A 22832-nucleotide genomic window follows, 5' to 3' on the forward strand; every position below is an offset into this window, starting at 1 on the left:
AATGGCAATACCAAAAATTAACCCAACTACAACAAAAGCTTGGAAAAACCTTGAAACACATTTCAACAAAATACAAGATGTTGAAATGAAAAAATTATTTGCTCAAGAAGAAAAAAGAGCAGAAAAATTCACCATTTCTTGGGAAGATTTTTACGTAGACTTTTCCAAAAATCGAATCACTGATGAAACTTTTTCACTGCTTTTACAATTAGCAGAAGAGGTGAAGTTAAAAGAGGCAATGCAAGCGTATTTTTCTGGTGAAGTAATTAATGAAACTGAAAAAAGAGAAGTATTACATACTGCTTTAAGAGCTTCTAAAGATGCCAATATAAAAGTGGAAGGTGTTAATGTAATGCCAGAAATATTTTCGGTAAAACAAAAAATAAAACAATTTTCTGAAGCTATAATCTCAGGAAATCAAAAAGGATATACAAACAAAGCTTTTACACATGTTGTAAATATTGGTATTGGTGGCTCAGATCTAGGACCAGCAATGGTTGTAGATTCTCTTCAATACTATAAAAATCATTTAACTACACAATTTGTAAGCAATGTAGATGGAGACCATGTAAATGAAGTGATAAAAAAGCTAGATCCAGAAACGACACTATTCGTTATTGTTTCTAAAACATTTACAACACAAGAAACCTTATCTAATGCAACAACATTAAAAAACTGGTTTTTAAAAAGTGCAAAACAAGAAGATATCGCAAAACATTTTGTAGCGGTTTCTACTAATATTGAAAAAGTTAAAGATTTTGGTGTAGATGAAAATAATATCTTCCCCATGTGGAATTGGGTTGGTGGCCGTTTTTCTCTTTGGAGCGCAGTGGGATTAACCATTAGCTTGGCAGTAGGAAATCAAAATTTTGAAAAGCTACTTTTAGGAGCAAATAAAATGGATAATCATTTTAAGACTCAAGATTTTAAAACCAATATTCCAGTTGTACTAGCTTTAATTAGCATTTGGTATAATAATTTTTTTAAAGCAGAAAGCGAAGCGATAATTCCATATTCACAATACCTAAATCAATTTGCTACTTATTTACAGCAAGGTATTATGGAAAGTAATGGTAAAAGTGTAGATAGAAATGGAGAATTGGTAAAGTACCAAACAGGAACAATCATTTGGGGAGAACCAGGAACGAATTCGCAACACGCCTTTTTTCAGCTAATACACCAAGGAACAAAACTTATACCAGCAGATTTTATTGGGTTTGCTAAATCTTTACATGGTAATAAAGACCATCAAGACAAATTAATGTCTAATTTTTTCGCACAAACGGAAGCGCTTTTAAACGGAAAAGATAAGGATGAAGTTATTGCGGAAGGAACAGAAGAAACATTAATACCTTTTAAAGTATTTCAAGGTAATAAACCAACCAATACTATTTTTATAGATAGCCTTACTCCAGAAAGCTTAGGAAAACTTATCGCTATGTACGAACATAAAATATTTGTTCAAGGAATAGTATGGAATATTTTTAGCTATGATCAATTTGGAGTAGAGCTTGGTAAACAATTGGCGGGAAAAATTTTAAAAGAATTTGAAAATAACACTTTTGCTAATCATGATGCATCTACCTTAAATTTATTGAAGCATTTTAAAAAATTAACAGATTAATTGTTGAAAAGTCTGTTTATAGTTTTTAAAACGGAGTAAAACATACTCCGTTAAATTTTATTAAATTCGAGACAGAATGAATTGTTAACGTTAAGTTAATGTTTAACCATTAATTAGATGTAATTTTGCAAAAAAATTTAAACCAATTTTAATAAAATGAAAAAAATTACAAGATTTTTATTTTTAGTAGTAGCACTTGTGTTTACTACAGGAACTATGGCACAAAGTACAGTTACAGGTACGATTATTGATGCCGAAATGAACGCGCCACTTCCGGCAGCGAACGTTATAGAAAAAGGTACAGCAAACGGTGTGTCTTCAGACTTTGATGGTAATTTCACAATTACAACACAAGCAAACTCAGGAGAAGTTGTTGTTTCTTATGTGGGTTATACTCCTATAACGCTATCCTTTAATGGTAACACAGACCTAGGAAACATTACTTTAGCTAGTGATAACTCTTTAGAAGAAGTAGTTATTATTGGATCTGGAGTTATTGATTTAGCAGAAGACAGAGCTACGCCAATTGCAGTATCTACGGTTAAAAAAGTAGAAATTCAACAACGTGCTATTGGTAACGTAGAGGTTTCAGAAATTATTAAAAACACACCTTCTGTTTATGTATCTGGTCAAACAGGTTTTGGTGATTCTCAAATGTTTTTGCGTGGATTTGACCAAACTAACATTGCAGTTTTATTAAACGGGCAACCTGTTAATGGAATGGAAGATGGTCGAGTTTATTGGTCTAACTGGGCTGGTATTGCAGACGTTGCAAATGGAGTGCAATTACAACGTGGTTTAGGTTCTTCTAAATTAGCTATCTCATCAGTTGGTGGTACTATGAACTTAGTAATGAAATCTACTGATAGAACAAAAGGAGGATTTGTTAGATTTTTAAGTGGTAACGATAGTTATATGAAAGCTACAGCATCTTATGATACTGGCTTAAACGAAAAAGGATGGTCTTTTTCAGTATTATTAGACCATTGGCAAGCACATAGAAAATGGGCAGAAGGTACTTTTGGTTCTGGTCAAACGTATTTTTTCTCTGCAGGATATAAGCCAAACGATAAGCATGCATTCAATTTATTGTTAACTGGAGCACCACAACAACATGGACAACGTTGGTCTCAAAGTAAAGAAACTCTTAGAGATGACCCGAAATTTAACCAACATTGGGGATATACTTCAGGTGGAGGAACTGGATATTATAATTCTGAAATAGAATCAGAAAGAACAAACTATTACCACAAGCCAGTATTTAACTTTAACTGGGATTGGAATATTTCAGAAAAAACAGATTTATCAACAGTAGCTTATGCATCATGGGGACGTGGTGGAGGAACTGGTGATAGAGGAAACGGAAGAATTAGAACTGATGACGGACAAATAGATTACTTTGCTATTGAAGCTCAAAACGAACTTATTGGTGTTGGAGGTGATTATGGAGCTCCTTTAGGAGCTGGGTACATAAGAAGATCTTCTGTAAATAACCACTCATGGTATGGTTTAGTATCTAACCTTGGATTTGATTTAAACGAAAACATAAACCTTAATGTTGGTGCAGATGTTCGTTTTTATAGAGGGGATCACTTTAGACAGGTATCCGATTTTTATGGTCTTACAGGTTGGGCTAATGACAGACCCGATGGTGAAGTAGTTACAGATAACTTTGCACCAAATCCTTGGGCTGCATTATTTAACTTTGCAGATGAAGGGCAACGTATTGATTATGATTATTCTGAAAATATTAATTATCAAGGTGTTTTTGGTCAAGCTGAATATGCTAAAGATGCTTTTTCAATCTTTTTTCAAGGAGCAATATCTAACCAATCTTACCAAAGAGAAGGTCGTTTTGAAAATGAAGGTTTAGGGAAATCAGATAAAATAAATAAAGTAGGTTATAACTTAAAAGGTGGTGTTGCTTATGCAATGGACGAAACGAGTAAAATATACTTCAATGCAGGTAAATATTCTAGACAGCCTTTCTTAGATAATATATTTAAAGATATTAGAAGTTCTAATGATATATTTGAAAATCCAGAAGTTGATAATGAAGATATTACAAGTTTTGAATTAGGATATAAATTTCAAGTTAATAAATTTAGAGCTAACTTTAACTTCTATCATACAGATTGGGATAATCGTGTGATTTTAGGAACGGATATTGATGAAAATGGAACTCCTAGTGATGACTCTGATGATATTGAATTAAATATTTTTGATAGAGGTGTTCGTCAAATTCATAAAGGTGTTGAGTTAGATATGCAATATAATGTAACTAATCGTGTAAGTTTAACTGGTTATATTTCTGGTGGTAGTTGGGAATATGAAGGTACATCAGATGTGTCTATTTACAATGATGAAACTGGAGCTTTAGTTTCAGAATCTGCAGGAACAGATAGAGATGGTGTTAAAATTACTAATGCTCCTCAATTTACAGCTGGTTTTGGTGCTAGAGCAAGTCTAATCGACGGATTAACTATTTATGGAAACATTAACTATTACGATAGATTATTTGAAAATGATGGTAATTCTGTTCAAACAGAAAATGTTGGTAGAATTAAGCCTTATTCATTAACAGATTTAGGGTTAAGTTATGACTTTAATATCGGTGATAATAAATTAACTTTTGTTGGAAACGTATTTAACGTGTTTGATGAAGTAAGAATTCAACAATCTGACAACTTTGGATATTACAACACAAATGGAATGACATTTAACGGTTCTCTTAAATATAATTTCTAATTATCTAAAAGTTTAAAATATAAAAAACCTCTTCATTTATTTGAAGAGGTTTTTTTATGCCTAATAATTACTACATTTGTTGTCATACTAATTCAAACTTAAATTTCATGTACAGTATAGTAAAAAACCTTCATTCCTATTGGGCTTATTTAGTTCTTATTATTTTAATATTAGCAGTAGTAAATAGCTTAATTAAAACTTTTGCTAGTAAAGAATATGAACCAAAAGATTTTAGAATTGCTTTGTTTACGCTTATTGTTTCTCATATTCAATTATTAATTGGCTTGGTGTTATACTTTACTTCTCCAAACGGATTAAGCAATATAACTACAAATGGAATGGGAGGCTTATCTCCTTTTGCTAGACTTTTAGCTGTAGAGCACCCTTTTGTTGGTATTCTTGCAGTCACTTTTATTACTATAGGGTATTCTAAACATAAAAAGAAGCTAACCTCTAAGCCAAAGCACAAAACGATTGCTATATTTTATACGATAGCTTTACTGTTAGTGTTATCTAGAATTCCGTGGAGTGTTTGGTTAGGCTAAAAAGAGTTTAACAAACGAAAACTACCTTAAAAACAAGATGGTTAATTAGGTTAAATTCGAGAAATTAACTAGTATTCTAATTGTATTCCTAGTGATATAACAATAAAAAAGGCTTCCTAAATTTAGGAAGCCTTTTTTATTGTTATAAGTAGTTCAGTTTTATTCTGTGACCTCTTTAATAAGATACGTGTAAACAGGAAAGTGATCACTAAAGCCATCTGTAAAACCACCATCAGCAAAACTACGTTTTGGATAGCCTTTATATCTTCCTTTTTTATTTACTAAGTAGTTTTTATTGAAAATCCCAGCTTTATATAATGAAAAAGTAGAATAATCTTTTTCAAGTAATGGTTTTGTTACCATAATTTGATCAAATAAACTCCAAGCATCTCTATAAGCAGTTGTACCTAAACCTTCTTTTTTAAACATGTTAGTGTATGGATTATAAAGTCCTTTAAAACCAACTTTGTCTTTATTGCTTTGCGCTTTTAATACATCTTTAACGCTTTCATTGGTTGGATCATCATTTAAATCTCCCATGATAAAAACTTTAGCATATGGATCTATAGATTGTAAAGAATCTAAAATTTTCTTAGATAGTTTGGCTGCAGCAACACGTTTCGGTCTACTACGAGCTTCTCCACCACTACGAGAAGGCCAGTGATTTACAATAAGATGAATCATTTCACCGTCTAATTTACCACTTACTAATAATTGATCTCTAGTGTGTTTACGCTCTTTGGTTTTGTCATCATAAATTTTTAAGGTATGACTACTGGTAGATAAAGGAGTAAAAAATTTCTTTTGGTATAAAAGAGCAACATCAATACTTCTTACATCTGGCGAATTATAATGTACAATTCCATAATCGTGTTCTATTAAAGCAGGATCATTTACTACGTCTTCTAGTACTTCTCTGTTTTCAACCTCACAAACACCTAAAAGTACTGGCGAATTATTGGTAACGTCTTTTCCTATTTCAGAAATAACACGAGCCATATTTTTAACTTTTTTCTGGTACACTTCAAACTGTTTGGTTTTCATTTCCATTATAGGACTTCTTTCATCGAACTTACTTGTGTCATTAATAGTGTCAAATAAATTTTCAAGATTGTAAAACCCAACAGTATGGACTTTGAATTTCTTTTTTTCTTGAGCTTCTACAGTGAAAACTACTGTTAAACACAGTGCTGCAAGCCAGAATTTTAAATTTTTCATGAATGTGAATGTTATGTTATAGTTATGTTAATACAAAACTCCTGCCAAATGTAAATATTTATTATAAAAAATGTAAATTTGCGTGCTTTAAATAATAATTATTTAATGTAAAAAGAGTTTACTAACTATAAATTTAAGTATGCAAAAAAGATTTCTAATTCTTTTCTTCGGAATTTTATCAGGCTTTACCACGCTTGCACAGCAAACCATGGTAACAGGAAGTGTGAAACAACCAATTTCTCTCGAGCCTATTTCAGATGTTACTGTTACTATTGAAGAAACAAACCAGTCTACACTCACCAATGAGTTAGGAGTGTTTACGTTTAGCAGTGATTTGCCTTTAGGCGAACAAGTTTTAAGATTAACTAAAGATGGTTTCGTAATACAACGTTACCCAATTGTAGTTAATGAAGGTGAAACATTAACCATAAATGATATGGTTATGGAAAAAGACTTATCAGGTAATGACTTATTTACCATTACACTTTCTGATGATGAGTTAAATGATGATACTACTGGAGCAGATAATATTTCTGGTTTATTATCTTCTTCACAAGACATATTTCAACGTACAGCTGCTTTCGAGTTTAGCTCTTCTTTCTTTAAAGTAAGAGGTTTAGATTCCGATAATGGTTCTGTTTTAATTAATGGAATTGAAATGAACAAGCTATATAATGGTAGACCACAATGGAACAATTGGGGTGGACTTAATGATGTTGTTCGTAACCAAGAACTTACTACAGGTTTAACACCTTCAGCGTACAATTTTGGTGGTATTTTAGGAACAACTAATATCAATACAAGAGCTTCTTCTTATAGAGAAGGAGGTCGTGTAACGTATTCGTCTTCTAATAGAAGTTATACAAACCGTTTAATGGCTAGTTATGCTTCTGGAGCTTTAAAAGGAGGTTGGGCTTATACAGTTATGGCAGGTAGACGTTGGGGAAATGAAGGATATCAAGATGCTTCATTATATGATTCTAATTCGTTTTTTGCATCTGTTGAAAAACAATTTGGAGATAAGCATAGCTTAAATTTCACATCTATATACGCACCAAATAGAAGAGGTAAATCTTCACCAAATACACAAGAAGTATACGATCTAAAAGGTATTCAGTATAACGAATATTGGGGTTGGTTAGATGGTGAAAAAAGAAATTCACGTATTAAAGAGGTAGAAGAACCAATTGTAATGTTAAATCATTATTGGGATATTTCACCTAAAACAACTTTAAATACTAATGTTGGTTACCAATTTGGTAAATTAGGAAACAGTCGTTTAGATTATTCTGGAGGTTCAAACCCAAGTCCAGCATACTACCAAGATTTACCTAGTTATTATACAGCAGATGATGATGGTCCTGATAATGCAGGAGCATATATAGCAGAACAAAACTTTTTAAATGGTGGCCAAATAGATTGGGAATACATTCTTACAGCAAACCAAAATAATAATATAGATACTAATGGTAGTGAGCCAGCAGCTTATGTGTTATACGAAGATCGTGCAGACGATAAGCAACTTACTCTAAACTCTATATTAAGTTCTGAAATTAATGAAAACATTTTAATTAATGCTTCTCTTAACTATAAGACATTAAAATCGGAAAACTTTGGAGAAGTTATTGATTTATTAGGTTCTACAGTAGGAGCTTTAAATGTAGATTCTTTTGATAATTTTCAATACGATGCCCAAAACCCGGATAGATTAGTTGGCGAAGGAGATAAGTTTAGATATAACTATAACTTATATGCAGATGTACTTTCAGGGTATGCGCAAGCACAATTTAAATATAATAAAATAGACTTTTTTGTTTCTGGAAGCTTATCAAACACTACATACCAAAGAGAAGGTTTATGGGAGCATAGTAAGTTTTCAGGAGATGATTCTTACGGAAAAGGAAAAGAACTTAGCTTTAATGGCCTTGGAGCTAAAGCTGGATTTACCTATAAAATAACGGGTAAACATTTATTCGATGCAAATGCTGGTTATATTGAAAGAGCTCCTTCTTTACGTAATACATTTTCTAACTCTAGAGAAAATCATAATATAGTAAGAGGTATTGAAGAAGAAAAAGTAACTTCTTTCGATGCTAGTTATATTTTTAGATCTCCTATCGTTAAAGCAAGATTAACAGGATTCTATTCTACTATTAAAGATGCTAACGAAGTTGGTTTTTACTACGCAGACGGATTAAGTGGTGATGCTATTGCAGAAAACGAAACTTCTGCATTTGTACAAGAAGTTTTAACAGGAATAGATAAAAGAAATATTGGTGTAGAATTTGGTATTGAAGCTCAAGTAACTCCTACGATTAAGTTAAAAGCGGCAGGTTCCTTTGGTGACTATGTTTATGATAACAACCCAGACTTATATCTAACTTCAGCAAGTTTCGAATCGGAAGATGGTTCTATATCTTACGGACAAGCAAATCTTAAAGATTATAAAGTAGCAGGAGGGCCACAACGTGCAGCTTCTATAGGTTTTGAATATAGAGATCCTAAATACTGGTGGTTTGGTGCAACAGCTAACTTTTTCTCTAACGCTTATGTAGATGTTAATGCATTAACTAGAACCGAAAACTTTTATTTAGATGCAGATGGTTTACCATTTAATGATTATGATGAAGAAATAGCTACAGAATTATTAAAACAAGAAGAATTTGACGATTATATGGTTGTAAATCTTGTTGGTGGTAAGTCTTGGAAAATAGATCAGTACTATATTGGCTTTTTTGCTAGTGTAGGTAATGTACTAGATAAAGAGTACAAAACTGGTGGTTTTGAACAAGGTAGAAATGCAAACTATAGAGAATTAAGAGACGATAATGCCAATCCATCTCGTGTATTTGGACCAAAATATTGGTACGGTCGTGGTGCTAATTACTTTGTAAATGTGTACTTTAGATTTTAAAAAAAAAGAAAAATTAATAAAAACATTACGAATTATGAAAACTAGTAAATTTTTAACCCTAATATTAGCTTTTGTTGCTTGTATAGCAATAACGTCTTGTGTACAAGATGACGATTACACAATCCCTAGTAGTTTAGGTGATGATGAAAATGAAGCTTTAACTGCCATGTTAGCATCTGCAACTGAAGTAGATCTTGCTTATGTAAAAGCATTATATATTGAAGATGGAGCAGAAACTGTGCCTTTTTATGTTGAAAACGATATTTATGTAAAAGGATATGTATCTTCAAGTGATAAAGATGGAAACTTCTTTAAAGAATTTTATCTTCAAGATGCACCTTCTAATCCAACAGGAGCTTTAAAAATTATTATAGACCAAGTAGATACATACAACCAATACAATAAAGGTCGTGAAGTATATATTAGCTTAAAAGGACTTCAAATTGGAGAAGAAAGAGTTGGAAATGGAATCGTTACTATTGGTGGAGGAACAGAATTCGACCAATACGGTGGTGTGGTTACTAGAGTAAACGAAAACCAAATTAGAGATAACATTTTACGTTCTGATGTAACTGAAGAAATTATTCCTTTAGCAGTAACTTTTTCTGAACTTACAGATGCTCATGTAGGAGTATTTGTTGAAATTGATGGCGTAGAGTTTGCTGATAATTTAGATGGTGAACGTTATTTTGATGCAGTTCAAGTTTACGATACACAAAGAACTTTACAAGCTTGTAGCGGATTCACTTATTCTAACATGTCTTTAGAAACAAGTTCTTTTGCTACTTTTAAAGAACATTTATTACCAACAGGAAATGGATCAATTAAAGCAATTGTTAATAAAACTTTTGATGGTAGTACACGTATTTTAGCTTTAAATACTGTAGAGGATGTAGCTTTAGATGGAGCTCGTTGTTCTACATTAGATGAAAGCGATTTTAGCGAAATCTTTTTTGAAGATTTTGAATCTATGAGTACTTTTTCAACGGTTTCTGGAAATGGATGGACAGCTTATGCAGAAGAAGGATCATACAACTGGAGAGCATTAACTACTACAGATAGTGGTAATCCTGGACCTGGAAATGTAATTGCTTCTATGGGAGCTTATAATTCTAATTCTCCTAGTAATATTGCTTGGTTAATTAGCCCATCTATAGATTTAGATGCACAAGAATACGAATTTGTTAACTTTCAATCTTCAAATAGTTTTTCGGATGCTAGTGAATTACAAGTACTAATTTCTACAGATTGGGATGGTACTGAAGCAAATATTACAACTGCAACTTGGACTACACTTTCGGATGCTACTGTAGTTGATGCTAGTGAGTATTACCAAGACTGGATAGATTCTGGTTTAGTAGATTTAAGTTCTTATTCTGGAACTGCTTATGTTGCTTTTAAATACATTGGAGGAGATGATGGTTCCGACAATATTGATGGTACTTTCGAAATTGATAACTATAAAGTATTAGCAGAAAACTAATCTTCATAATATAATATCTTTTAAAACCTGCTAATTCCCTTTAGCAGGTTTTATTTTTTAACTAGACTTCCTAATAAATGACACTTTTCGATACTTTATTCTTCAGCGTTTTTAAGCATTATAAAGATGCTAAAAGTAAAAAAGCAAACCAACTTGCTACAATCTACATTTCTGTATTACAATGTGCTTTATTATTGCTTTTTGGTGTGTTTTTTGCTGGATTTTTTAAACAGATGAATATGACAACCATGTCGCAAGATAAAGCCATAGTATTATTCATTCTAGCAGGTATATTTATATTTTTTAAAAACTGGATGCAATACGCAGGAAGAAAAAGAAAAGTACTAAATGCTAAAATGCTTAAAAAAAAATCGGTTGGCTATAGTATTTTTATGCTTTGGTTACTCCCAATTGCTTGTATTGGTTTAGCAGTCGTTATTTATCAAGCGGTTTAAAAGGTTTGTGTAATTAAACTAGAAAGATTTATCGACAAGCTCGAAATGACATGAGTTACAGTCATCCGCCATTTCCTCTAATCCCTATTTCTTAAAACCGCATATACAGGAAAATGATCACTATAACCACCTTGATATCTTTTACCAACATAGGTTCTAAAAGGAGAACCTTTATATTTTCCGTTAGCGACTTTTAAAAAATCGGCATCAAAAATATTGATTTTTTCAAGGTGTAATGATTTTTCGGAGGTTTCTAAAAAATTCTTAGTAACAAATATTTGATCAAATAAAAACCACTGTCTTTTATGTTTACTAGTTCCTCTAGTAAAAGAGCGTAAGTTTCCCATAGGGTTAAACAAATCAAAACCACTTACTAGACGCTTAATACTAGTACTAGAAGGATCATCATTAAAATCACCAATAATTAAAATTTTAGCATCAGGATCATTAAGTTTTAAGTTCGAAATTATTTCTCCAACTTTATTAGATCCAGCCATTCTTTTGTGTTCTGTTTCTCGTTCTCCTTCACGTCTTGAAGACCAATGATTAACAATAACATGTATTTTATTGCCAGCTAATTCACCAGAAACTAGTAAAATATCTCTAGTGTAATCTGGCAAGCCTGCATCGTTATAAAGCTCTAAAGCGAATTTTTCTGAAGTTTCTACAGTAAAAACAGTAGCATCATAAAGCAAAGCTACATCAATACCGCGTTCGTCTTTAGAATTGTAATGCACATAATTATAATTACAATTTTCTAAATGCTTAGATGTAATTAAATCTTGTAAAACCTTAGCGTTTTCCACTTCTGCTAAACCAATAATTGCTGGATGTTTTCCGTTTTCTTTTCTTCCTATATTAGAGATGGTATATCCTAACTTGCGTAACTTATTCTTGTAACGCTTTGCAGTCCAACGTTTATCTGCTCTTGGTAAAAAATCATTATCATGCTTTTTTTCATCATCAAAAATATCGAACAAGTTTTCGGTATTATAAAAAGCTATGGTATGTACATTTACATCTTCAGGAATGTCAGAATAATCAATCATTAATATCGTTTATTTATAATAAGTTCGCTAGTTTAGAATAAAGATTCTAACAACAAAAAAGCCTTTTGTTATTCTTCAAAAATATAAAAATTAAACTGCTAACAATTGATTAACTTTGTACTTTAATTGAATTTATGATAGAAAAGAAAGATATAGCCCTTGAAAGAGCAGTTTTAATAGGAGTAATTACTAAAAATCAAGACGAAGATAAATCTCAAGAGTATTTAGATGAGTTAGAATTTTTAACATTTACAGCTGGAGGAGAAGTATTAAAGCGATTTACCCAAAAACTAGATACACCAAACCCTAAAACATTTATTGGAACTGGGAAGATGGAAGATGTACGTAAGTTTATTGAAAAAAATAATATCGGTACAGCGATTTTTGACGACGAACTTTCTGCAGCTCAAGAACGTAACATAAGTAAAATTCTAGAATGTAAAGTACTAGATAGAACCAATCTTATTCTCGATATTTTTGCGCAAAGAGCACAAACCAGTTATGCAAGAACGCAAGTAGAATTGGCACAATGCGAATATTTACTACCAAGATTAAAAGGTATGTGGACGCATCTAGAACGACAAAAAGGTGGTATTGGAATGCGTGGACCTGGAGAAACAGAAATTGAAACAGATAGACGTATTGTAAGAGATAGAATTACACTACTAAAAAACAAAATAAAGACCATAGACAAACAAATGTCTGTACAACGAGGTAATCGAGGTAAAATGGTAAGAGTAGCGCTTGTAGGTTACACCAATGTTGGTAAATCTACCTTAATGAATGTAATTAGTAAAAGTAAAGTATTTGCCGAAAACAAACTCTTTGCAACTTTAGATACTACTGTTCGAAAAGTTGTTATTCAAAATTTGCCTTTTTTATTGAGCGATACAGTTGGTTTTATACGTAAGCTACCAACCCAATTAGTAGAGAGTTTTAAAAGTACCTTAGACGAGGTTCGAGAAGCAGATTTACTATTACATGTGGTAGATATTTCGCATCCTAATTTTGAAGAACATATAGAATCTGTAAACAAAATTTTAGGAGAAATAGACAGTTCCGACAAACCAATGATCATGGTTTTTAATAAAATTGATGCTTATGAAGCAGAACCTTACGATGAAACCGATTTAATAGCAGAACGTACCGAAGAGCACTATTCTTTAGAAGAATGGAAAAAAACTTGGATGCATAGGGTTGGTAAAAACAATGCCTTATTTATTTCTGCTTTAAACAAACAAAATTTGGTAGACTTTAAAAAACGTGTGTATGATGAAGTTCGTGAAATTCATGTAACCCGTTTTCCTTATAATCATTTTTTATATCCAGATTATACCGAAGAAGAGTAGAATTCTATTACAACGTCACTTCAAGTACTTTCGAAGTATAAGTATTTGTTTTAAAAAGTTTGGCAATTTGCTTTTGGTAGAAATAGCCAAAAGCAACCACGCTTTACACTATATCTTTTTGCAAAGTAGTATAGCATTTGTATCAAGTCCTTATTCATAGACAAAAAATATTTTAAAAAAACCATAGCATAATTATTCTTTGCATAAAGGATGCCGTTGCAATCGTTATTGCGGGCTGACTATTTATGGTTCTAGCAAAGAATAGCAGTAAGATAATCTGTGCTCTCTATTTTTAGATAAGGGAAGCAGCGCAAATGAACAACATATTTACAAACAAAAAACGCGCTTCATAGAAGCGCGTTTTTAAAAATATAATTTTTATTTTCTAATAATTAGAAACCATAGTTAAAACCTACACCAAAAGCTTCTCTAATTTGAAAACCATTTGGGTTTGCGTTGTCATCGTAAATCGCTTGAAATACTAAGTTCGCAGAAATGTATTTGTTTACAGCCATAGAAAGATTCATAGTGTAATCGATATCTACATTTTGAGGATCTTCTAAATAGTTAGTATATAAAGCTAAGATGTTTTCCATAGAAATGTTTTTACCTAAGTTTAATTTATAATACCCTCTTAATGCAGCGCCTAACTCAAAACGAGTAGTGTCACCAGGATCAGTACCAAAACTTCCAGCAAATTCATCATGCACTATAATTAATTTAGCAGCAGCAGGAGAAATCATAACATTTAAGTTATCCGATTTTTTCCATAACATTCCTGGTCCAGCTTGAAAATAAGCAGGTGAGAAGAAATGTGACGTAGTAGCAATAGTATTACCATTAGTGTCATATAAAAACCCTTTGTCCATTTGTGTTTTAAAGTTAAAATAAGCTGAGTAATACCAGTTACCACTTGCTTTTTTACCACCAATAGAGTTAAATTCAATTCTGTCATTAGACTTAGTGAAATCGTCAGCTCCTTTAGTTTTATTTACACCATAGTCAACAATAAGTTTATTGTCCCAAATGTAATCTCCTTTAATTAAGTTCGCATCGTAGTTAATTAATAGGTTAGCAGCTAAGTTACCTATTCCTCCACCAGTCCATTCATTGTTGAATGCAGATTGGTTAAAAGTTACTAAAACATTACCACCTTTTCTCCATCCTGGTAAAGCATCAATTTGAGCTTGTAGCGCATTTGCTTCTGCTTGAGCAGCATCAGCTATAGCTTGCTTTTCTGCTTTTTGAGCTGCTAATTCTTCTTTAGTTAAAGTGTTTTCATCTGTCTGTGCATTTACTGAAGCTACTCCAATAAATAATGCAACTAATAAAAATATTTTTTTCATTTGTTTTGTTTTTTGAACGCGCAAAAATAAGTATTAAGACTACAATACTTTATACTAATATTGGTTTATTCTTCTTAAAATAGATAAAGTGATCTATTTTGACGATAAAGTGTTTTTAAATAGTGGGACAGCAGAACACGCCTCGCCAAACATGATAGATTTAGCAATAGGTTTTAACTTGTTGGTAATCATTAGGTAAGCGCTCGAAGGTACTGGTTTTTTCGAGCAACCTTTAATGATAATTGGTTTGTCCTTATAACTAGTAATATCTAGATTTTGGATAATTTCTTGGTATAGTGAAGTTTCTAAAGTTTCTAAGTTCCCTAAAACGGTAGTATTTGTATAAGGTTCTAGGTGAATACTTAAAAGCATATATGCCCAATCTGGTACAATCGCATCTGTTGTACAAGTAAGTGCAACAAAAGTATCTTGATACTGTGACCAATCATGATCTTTTACTAAAGCTCTAAAGTCTTTTTCGCGTAAAACAAAGCCTTCATAAAGCCAGTCTTTAATGTCAAAAAGTATACGCTTGCCTTGTGGATAATAATCTTCAAGATCAAAGACTTCTAATTTGCTATTTGCAACGCGATTTATAATTTCTTCTGCCATAATACGAAGATAGGTGTTTTAAATTATTTGTTAAATGGGAATTCGAGTGAAATTCTTAACAGAATTTACAAGAGTAATTATTGGTAACCCTCAGCTTGTAGTGTAAATAAATCTGCATAAAGAGATTTGTTTTTCATGAGTTCTTCATGTGTGCCAATCTCTAAAACGCGTCCTTCTTCTAAAACTAAAATTCTATCTGCTTGCCGTACAGTGCTAAATCTATGTGAAATAATAACACTTGTTTTATCTTTTGTTAAGCCTATAAAACGATCGAAAACTTCGCTTTCAGCTTTAGCGTCTAATGCCGAAGTTGGTTCATCTAAAATCATTACTTTGGCGTCTTTCATATATGCTCTAGCTAATGCAACTTTTTGCCATTGTCCTCCAGAAAGTTCTTGCCCTTTCGAAAAACGTTTACCAAGCTGTTGGTCGTAACCAAATTTTAAATCTTGCACTACTTCATTAGCTAAACTAAGTGCTGCAGCATTTTCAATTTTTAATTGGTTATCTATTTCATCAATATCTCCAATAGCTATATTTTCTCTTACGGTAAATTCATATTTAAAAAAGTCTTGAAAAATAACACCAAAATACGCTTGGTATGCAGCTTTATTAAATTTGTTTATGTTAATTCCGTCTAATAATATTTCACCAGAAGTAGGTTCGTAAAAGCGCAATACCAATTTGGTTAATGTCGTTTTTCCTGCTCCATTTTGACCTACAAACGCTAATTTTTCACCCGCTTTCATAGTGAAACTAATTCCTTTTAGTATTTCGTTTTCAGATCCTGGATATGCAAAATGTACATTTTTGAATTCAAATCCTTCCTTAATAACTTCCGGAAGAGGCATGTCTTCTTTGTGCGATGGTGCAATAGAGATATCTAAAAAATCAAAGTAATCTTTTAAGTATAAAGCACTTTCTGTAATACGAGTAAATTTAGAAAAGAAGTCCTGTAAATTTTTGGTAAGTCTATTAAATGTTCCAGATAAAAAGGTTAATTCTCCTAGAGTAATCATTCCTGAAATTACTCTATAAATTATAAATACATAAGCGCCGTAATAACTTAATGTGCCTAAAACATTAAATACAAATCCTAAAGCAGAACGTTTTACTGCTAGTTTTTTATTTAAATCGTAATATTCTTGTGAGAGGTTTTTAAATCGATCAACAACAAAATCTGTTAATCCAAAGAGTTTTATTTCTTTTGCTGTTTTGTCATTTGCACCAATAAAACGCAAGTAGTCTAGTTCTCTGCGTTCTGCAGTCCAACCTCTAGCTAAAGAGTATTGTTGTTGGCTAAACCAAATTTCGTTTATAAACGAAGGAATAATACTTAATACTAAAAGGATGATTAAGTAAGGTTCAAAATAAATTAAACCAGCGATTAGTGTAAGTATAGATATTAAACTTTGTACTTCGCCTAATGCATTAGACATAAGACCTACACGGCTGGTTGTTTGGGTTCTTGCGCGTTCTAGTTTGTCATAAAACTCAGAATCTTCAAGAAGGCTGATATTTATTTGATTTGTTTTTTTTATGATTCTTACGGACGAATCGATAGAATAAGAATCACCAAGCAAACCGTCTGTTAAAGAAATGGCTCTACTCACTAAATCGGAAATAATAATAAGACCAAACTCTATGGCAACATAGGTCCAAAGTAACGATAAATCGGCAACCTCTGTTTTCGTTTGAAGAATAATTTCATCAATTATTATTTTGCCAATCCAAAGAATTACAACTGGTAAAACGGCTCCAATAAGCCTACAAAAAGCAGATAGTAAAAAGAGTTTTTTATTGGTTTTCCAGATTTCTTTAAAAAATCTAGGAATAAAAACTAGCGCACTAAAAGATTCTTTTAAGCTAGTTTTTTTGCCATCTTTAAGAGATTTAGGTGCTTGTCTTGGCATTAATGTTTTCTATTTAAAGCATGCCAAGTTCTAATTTCGCTTCTTCACTCATTAAATCTTGAGACCAAGGAGGATCGAATGTAATTTCTACTTCTGCATCTTTAACCTCGTTTAGAGATTTTACTTTTTCCTCTACTTCAAGTGGTAGCGTTTCTGCCACAGGACAGTTTGGTGTTGTTAGTGTCATTAAGATTTTTACATCATAATCTTCGTTTACAAAAACGTCGTAGATTAATCCTAATTCATATATATCTACAGGGATTTCTGGATCGAAAATAGTTTTTAAAACTTTTACAATCTTTTCTCCTAATACTGCAGTGTCTATTGTTTCGCTCATGAAAAATTTATTTTTAGTTTCCTTAAAAAAGGTAATCTATTGTTTTTAAGATTCCTGCCTACGCAGAAATGTGCTAATTAAGTTGCGTTTGGTATGCAATGGCATATAATTTTAATTGCTTAATCATGCTTACCAGGCCGTTTGCTCTTGTAGGAGACAAATGTTCTTTTAGTCCAATTTGATCAATAAAATCAGTATTTGCTTCTAAAATAGCTGCTGGATGTTGGTTAGAAAAAACACGAATTAAAATAGCAATAATTCCTTTTGTAATTATGGCATCGCTATCAGCAGTAAAAGCTATTTTGTCTTCTTTTAGTTCTGCATGCACCCAAACTTTACTTTGGCAACCTTTAATAATATTATCTTCAGTTTTGTATTGCGCTTCAATGAGTGGTAATGTTTTTCCTAGATCTATCATGTATTGATAGCGTTCTTCCCAATCTTCAAACATGGAAAACTCTTCTATTATTTCGTTTTGAATTTCTTGAATATTCACGGTTTTCTATTTTTTACAAAAATACAATTAAGTATTATGTTCATTATTATATTTATTGCTTTTCCTTAATATTTAAAATTGTATTTACTAAATCTGCAATTTTAGCATTAGGATTGCCATGATCAAAAGTTTTAGAACGATAAGTTTTTCCATTTTTAGTAATGGTAAATGTTGCTCCAGCAGCGCCATCATATTGATGTGCAGTAGATGGTGGTTCGAGATTTTCTAATTCTTCAAGGTTTAAAACCGCTACTTTTTTAAATATATCTGTCGTTTCTTTTTGACTAAACTTTCTTGCTTCTGGTTGTACACCTCTTTGGTTTTGAGAAATTATACTATCCTTTTTAATTTTTATGTTTAAGTAACTGCCTCTTGTAATAGCGCTGTATTCTATTGAGTAATTATCAATTTGCGCTATTTTAGATATATTGTTATTCGTTGCCGAAATTAAATTTTCTTTTTCGTTTTTTAATGTTAGTGTGTTGTTAGCTATGGAATAAGAAGTCGTTTTTTCTAATGCTTTTAATAGTTGGTTCTCTACATCCATAAAACGTTTACAATGCATTTTTGTAGAAACTAATGGGCCTATTTTTAAGGTATTATTGGTAATAGTATATTCACCAGAAAACCTATTGCAACCTGCAAATCCAGAAACTCTGTTTGTTGCTTCATCAAAATTTATATGCATATCTTTTGGGAGGTCTGTATTATCCATAAAGGAAGATATAAGGTATTTTCCAGATAGAATAATAGTTTGTTTAGCATCTGTATTGTCTTGCATATTTGTAGTTGCTTTAGCGTTTCCACAAGACTTAAGTGCAAAAACAGTTATAAGTATGGTAATAAATTTCATGATTTTCATTTGTTAAAATTTAAATATAATATACAAAAAAGACGCCAAACTTTAAGATAGCATCATTTTAGCTTTTTTTACACCAGAAACTAAAGCATCAATTTCTTCTTTGGTGTTATAGAAAGCAAAAGAAGCACGAACCGTACCTGGAATTTTAAAAAAGTCCATAATAGGTTGTGCGCAGTGATGACCTGTTCTAACAGCAATTCCTAATTTATCTAAAATAGTTCCAACATCGTATGGATGAATCCCTTCTAGGTTAAAAGATACTACCGAGGTTTTATTATTAGCGGTTCCGTAAATTTTTAAACCTTCAATTTCTATAAGTGCTTTGGTTGCATACTCTAAAAGTTCGTGTTCGTATTTTGCAATAGCATCAAAACCAATGGTGTTCATATAATCTATGGCTGCACCAAATGCAATGCCACCACAAATATTGGGTGTTCCTGCTTCGAATTTATGTGGTAATCCTGCATAGGTTGTTTTTGTAAAACTTACTTCGGCAATCATTTCTCCGCCACCTTGATAAGGAGGGAGTTTGTTTAACCATTCTTCTTTTCCGTACAACATACCTACTCCTGTTGGCCCACACATTTTATGTGCAGATGCTACATAAAAATCAACATCTAAATCTTGTACATCAGGTTTTACATGTGGACAAGCTTGTGCGCCATCAATTAATACTGCCGCGCCAACTTGATGTGCTTTATTAATGATTTCTTCAATAGGGTTAATGGTTCCTAGGGCATTTGAAATATGATTAGTAAATACTAATTTTGTGTTTTCATTTAGTAAATTGTCATATTCATGCATTACCAATTCCCCATCTTGGTTCATTGGTATGACTTTTAAAATTGCGCCTGTTTTTTCGCATAACATTTGCCAAGGCACAATATTACTATGGTGCTCTAAAGCCGAAACAATGATTTCATCCCCTTTTTTTAGTAAGGAAGCAAAACCATTTGCAATTAAATTTATACTATGTGTAGTACCAGAGGTATATATTATTTCGTGTGCGTGTTTGGCATTAAAATGTTTTTGAATGGTATGTCTTGCTGCTTCGTATTTATCTGTAGCCTCTTGACTTAGTGCATGTACACCACGATGAATATTTGCGTTGTAATTACTGTAATAATCTATTATAACATCGATTACTTGTTGTGGTGTTTGTGATGTTGCTGCATTATCAAAATACACCAAAGGTTTTCCGTTTACTTCTCTTTTAAGTATTGGGAAATCTGCTCTTATTTTCTTCAAATCTAACATGCTACAAATTTACGGTTTGTTACTAAAAGAAGTGTAAAGAAAAAGATAAATGATACATTTTATTTAAATTTTATACAAATGCATTTAAATAAAATGTATATTTGTACTATGTATAGCAAAGAATTAACAAAAGGAACGTTACAACCTATCATTTTAAAGCTTATTAGTCAAAGGGAAAAAATGTATGGTTATGAGATAACGCAAGAAGTAAAGAAACTTACGCTTGGTAAGATTGATATATCAGAAGGAGCTTTGTATCCTATACTTCATAAGTTGGAAGCTAAAGGTGTCTTAGAGACAGAGAAAGTATACATTGGTAAACGAGTAAGGAAATATTACAAAGTTACCAGTGAAGGAACAAAAGCAGTAGAAGAAGTGACGCAGGAAATAAATAATTTTATGGAAACGTTGCATTTAATTTTTAACCCAAAACCTATTATATAATGCGAATAGAAGAAAAACATATTGATTTTATAGAAAATAGTTTGAAGTTTTATGGAGTTAAAGAAGATCGCTTAAGGGAGGATTTAATAGACCATATTTGCACGTATATTGAAAGTAGAGACGGTGAAGATTTTGATGCTTTATATCAAGAAGCATTACAAAAATTTGGAGGCTATGCTAGTTTTCAAAATTTACAATTAGAAACTAATTTGCAGAAGTTTCATAAAGAGAGCGTGCTACTTAATAAACTAAAAATAGGTTTAGGTTTTACTATGCTAGCATTACTGGTGTTGGGAATGTTGTTTAAAATTATGCACTGGCCTTATGCAAGTTCTATGCTTTTAGGAGCAATTATTACTTTTATTCTAGGAGTACTTCCGGTGCTATTTTATGCTAGATATAAAAGATTAAACTATAAATTTTCTTAAAATAATAATTATGAAAAAATCATTTTACGTAGTGGGCTTCTTTACCTTTTTTGCGCTTGGAATTGGAGCGATGTTTGAATTTTTAACTTGGCCTTATCGAGGAATAGTTGTGTTTATAGGATTCTTACTTTTAAACTTTGGATTGATACCCATGTATTTTTATCAGAAGTATCAGCAGGTCAAAAGTTGAGTCTTATCTATGACTTGAAACAAAAAACGGCAAACATATGAATGTTTGCCGTTTTTTGTTTTTTAGCCCAGATTGCGGCATTGTTGGAGCTCCTCAAAGAGAGCGACTGCCAAAAGCTGGAAATAGCTTAAAAAAAAATTATAAATCGAAACCAATATTCACACCTAACTTGTTTGCTATAAGTCCGTTAATACGCTTTTTTAGTTCTGGAATTTTCACAGATTCTAGTACATTATTCGCAAAAGCATACATTAATAAAGCTTTTGCTTCTTTTTCTGGAATACCTCTAGAGCGTAAGTAAAACATGGCACTATCATCTAACTGACCAATCGTACAACCATGCGAACATTTTACATCGTCTGCAAAAATTTCTAGTTGCGGTTTCGAGTTTATGGTTGCTTTATCACTTAGTAAAATATTATTGTTAGATTGAAACGCATTGGTTTTTTGCGCTTCTTTATTTACAATTACTTTACCATTAAAAACCCCTGTAGCACTGTCGTTAAAGATACCTTTATAATCTTGGTGGCTTTCGCAATTAGGTTCTATATGGTGTACTAAAGTGTTGTGGTCTACATGTTGTTTGTCGCCAATAATGGTTACGCCATTTAATGTAGAGTCCATGTGCTCACCATTTTGGTAAAAGTTAAGGTTGTTACGTGTTAACTTTCCTCCAAAACTAAAGGTATGTACAGATACATGACTTTCGCGTTTTTGATTTACAAAGGTGTTATCAATTAACGATGCATTTACATTATCGTTTTGAATTTTATAGTAATCAATTATAGCACGTTTGTTTCCAAATATTTCTGTAACACTATTGGTTAAAACAGGGTTGTTAGATAAACTTTGGTGGCGTTCAATAATTTGAACATGCGAGTTTTCGTCTACAACAATTAAGTTCCGTGGTTGTTGCATTAATGCAATTTCGCTTCCTGTAGAAAAATGTAAAATTTGAATTGGTTTATTTACCAATTTGTTTTTTGGAATATGTATGTAAGCACCTTCTTGAGCAAACGCAGTATTTAATGAAGTTAAGCTGTCTTTTGTAGCTACTTTATTAAAATAGTTTTCAATAATTAAACGATATTTTGGTTTATTTAAAGCCGAAGACATTAAGCAAACATCGATACCATCATGCGTAGTTTGAGATAAATGCGAAGCAAATTTACCATCAATAAACACAATATTATAGGTGTCTATATCATGAATGAAATACTTTTTAACGTCGCTATATTCTATGGCGTTTTCTTGTTTAGGAAAAACACTATAGTCTTGTTTTAAAATACTATTTAATGATGTGTATTTCCAAGCTTCATCTTTTTTAGAAGGAAAACCTTCTGTTTCAAAAGTTTTTATCGCTTCTGTACGAATATCATGTATTTGACAGTCGATGTCTACATGATTTTCGAAAGCTAAAAATGAGGAAACTAATTTTTCTTTTAAATCCATTTTTGTTTCGTTGTTAGTTATTAGTTAATGATCGCTAGCTCTCACTATCGACATCAAGCTATAAACTAATTTAACTTAAGTAATTATTTAACTAGTTTTTATACAACTAG

Annotated in this window: 19 protein-coding genes; 9 read left to right on the top strand and 10 right to left on the bottom strand. The window is 31.8% G+C overall.

Annotated features, from left to right (window positions below; genetic code table 11):
- Position 1 precedes the first annotated feature (1 nt).
- From pgi to ACVC3Y_RS15220, 3 genes are all read left to right on the top strand, one after another.
- Positions 2-1624 carry a glucose-6-phosphate isomerase gene (pgi, locus tag ACVC3Y_RS15210; protein ID WP_452227355.1) on the top strand — a complete coding sequence of 541 codons (1623 nt, stop codon included), beginning with the start codon at positions 2-4 and terminating at the stop codon, positions 1622-1624.
- A 156-nt stretch (positions 1625-1780) separates the two neighbouring features.
- The gene (locus tag ACVC3Y_RS15215; protein ID WP_452227356.1) at positions 1781-4372 is read left to right on the top strand and encodes a TonB-dependent receptor domain-containing protein; all 2592 of its coding nucleotides are present in this window, start codon (positions 1781-1783) and stop codon (positions 4370-4372) included.
- 107 nt (positions 4373-4479) lie between these two features.
- Complete coding sequence (locus tag ACVC3Y_RS15220) at positions 4480-4917, top strand: hypothetical protein (RefSeq protein ID WP_303421007.1); 438 nt, start codon at positions 4480-4482, stop codon at positions 4915-4917.
- 159 nt (positions 4918-5076) lie between these two features.
- Here the strand turns inward: ACVC3Y_RS15220 and ACVC3Y_RS15225 are convergent, their stop codons facing one another.
- On the bottom strand, positions 5077-6135 hold the full coding sequence (locus ACVC3Y_RS15225) for an endonuclease/exonuclease/phosphatase family protein (RefSeq protein ID WP_303421005.1): 1059 nt from the start codon (positions 6133-6135) through the stop codon (positions 5077-5079).
- A gap of 139 nt (positions 6136-6274) precedes the next feature.
- Between ACVC3Y_RS15225 and ACVC3Y_RS15230 the strand changes: the two genes are divergently transcribed.
- From ACVC3Y_RS15230 to ACVC3Y_RS15240, 3 genes are all read left to right on the top strand, one after another.
- Entirely contained in the window at positions 6275-9049 is a 2775-nt protein-coding gene (locus ACVC3Y_RS15230) for a TonB-dependent receptor (protein ID WP_303421004.1), read from the top strand.
- 34 nt (positions 9050-9083) lie between these two features.
- Entirely contained in the window at positions 9084-10532 is a 1449-nt protein-coding gene (locus ACVC3Y_RS15235) for a DUF5689 domain-containing protein (RefSeq protein ID WP_303421002.1), read from the top strand.
- 77 nt (positions 10533-10609) lie between these two features.
- The gene (locus tag ACVC3Y_RS15240; protein ID WP_452227357.1) at positions 10610-10987 is read left to right on the top strand and encodes a hypothetical protein; all 378 of its coding nucleotides are present in this window, start codon (positions 10610-10612) and stop codon (positions 10985-10987) included.
- Between the two features lie 77 nt (positions 10988-11064).
- Here the strand turns inward: ACVC3Y_RS15240 and ACVC3Y_RS15245 are convergent, their stop codons facing one another.
- Positions 11065-12036 carry an endonuclease/exonuclease/phosphatase family protein gene (locus tag ACVC3Y_RS15245; RefSeq protein ID WP_303420995.1) on the bottom strand — a complete coding sequence of 324 codons (972 nt, stop codon included), beginning with the start codon at positions 12034-12036 and terminating at the stop codon, positions 11065-11067.
- Positions 12037-12170: 134 nt separating this feature from the next.
- Here ACVC3Y_RS15245 and hflX point away from each other — a divergent pair, with 134 nt between their 5' ends.
- Positions 12171-13385, top strand: coding sequence for a GTPase HflX (hflX, locus tag ACVC3Y_RS15250; RefSeq protein ID WP_303420993.1), 1215 nt, complete (start codon positions 12171-12173; stop codon positions 13383-13385).
- Positions 13386-13777: 392 nt separating this feature from the next.
- Here hflX and ACVC3Y_RS15255 read toward each other — a convergent pair whose 3' ends face one another.
- The 7 genes from ACVC3Y_RS15255 to ACVC3Y_RS15285 all read right to left on the bottom strand — a co-directional run bounded on the left by ACVC3Y_RS15255 (position 13778) and on the right by ACVC3Y_RS15285 (position 20208).
- A complete protein-coding gene (locus tag ACVC3Y_RS15255; protein ID WP_303420991.1) occupies positions 13778-14731 on the bottom strand; it encodes a DUF3078 domain-containing protein in 954 nt (317 codons plus the stop codon).
- A gap of 93 nt (positions 14732-14824) precedes the next feature.
- Positions 14825-15343, bottom strand: coding sequence for a DUF2480 family protein (locus ACVC3Y_RS15260; protein WP_303420989.1), 519 nt, complete (start codon positions 15341-15343; stop codon positions 14825-14827).
- Between the two features lie 77 nt (positions 15344-15420).
- Positions 15421-17256, bottom strand: a complete 1836-nt coding sequence (locus ACVC3Y_RS15265; RefSeq protein WP_452227358.1) for an ABC transporter ATP-binding protein — start codon at positions 17254-17256, stop codon at positions 15421-15423.
- A gap of 13 nt (positions 17257-17269) precedes the next feature.
- Positions 17270-17593, bottom strand: a complete 324-nt coding sequence (locus tag ACVC3Y_RS15270) for a DUF59 domain-containing protein (RefSeq protein ID WP_303420985.1) — start codon at positions 17591-17593, stop codon at positions 17270-17272.
- 73 nt (positions 17594-17666) lie between these two features.
- Positions 17667-18089, bottom strand: a complete 423-nt coding sequence (locus ACVC3Y_RS15275) for a SufE family protein (protein WP_303420983.1) — start codon at positions 18087-18089, stop codon at positions 17667-17669.
- Between the two features lie 52 nt (positions 18090-18141).
- The gene (locus ACVC3Y_RS15280) at positions 18142-18942 is read right to left on the bottom strand and encodes an META domain-containing protein (protein ID WP_452227359.1); all 801 of its coding nucleotides are present in this window, start codon (positions 18940-18942) and stop codon (positions 18142-18144) included.
- Between the two features lie 51 nt (positions 18943-18993).
- A complete protein-coding gene (locus ACVC3Y_RS15285) occupies positions 18994-20208 on the bottom strand; it encodes an aminotransferase class V-fold PLP-dependent enzyme (RefSeq protein WP_303420979.1) in 1215 nt (404 codons plus the stop codon).
- A gap of 108 nt (positions 20209-20316) precedes the next feature.
- Here ACVC3Y_RS15285 and ACVC3Y_RS15290 point away from each other — a divergent pair, with 108 nt between their 5' ends.
- Together ACVC3Y_RS15290 and ACVC3Y_RS15295 are read left to right on the top strand one after the other, a co-directional pair.
- Positions 20317-20652, top strand: a complete 336-nt coding sequence (locus ACVC3Y_RS15290; RefSeq protein WP_452227360.1) for a PadR family transcriptional regulator — start codon at positions 20317-20319, stop codon at positions 20650-20652.
- Positions 20652-21080 carry a hypothetical protein gene (locus ACVC3Y_RS15295; RefSeq protein ID WP_303420977.1) on the top strand — a complete coding sequence of 143 codons (429 nt, stop codon included), beginning with the start codon at positions 20652-20654 and terminating at the stop codon, positions 21078-21080. Before ACVC3Y_RS15290 ends, ACVC3Y_RS15295 begins: the two co-directional genes overlap by 1 nt.
- Before the next feature lie 328 nt (positions 21081-21408).
- Here the strand turns inward: ACVC3Y_RS15295 and sufD are convergent, their stop codons facing one another.
- On the bottom strand, positions 21409-22722 hold the full coding sequence (gene sufD / locus ACVC3Y_RS15300) for a Fe-S cluster assembly protein SufD (RefSeq protein WP_452227361.1): 1314 nt from the start codon (positions 22720-22722) through the stop codon (positions 21409-21411).
- Between the last annotated feature and the right edge of the window lie 110 nt (positions 22723-22832).

The organism is Lacinutrix cladophorae (assembly GCF_053604645.1).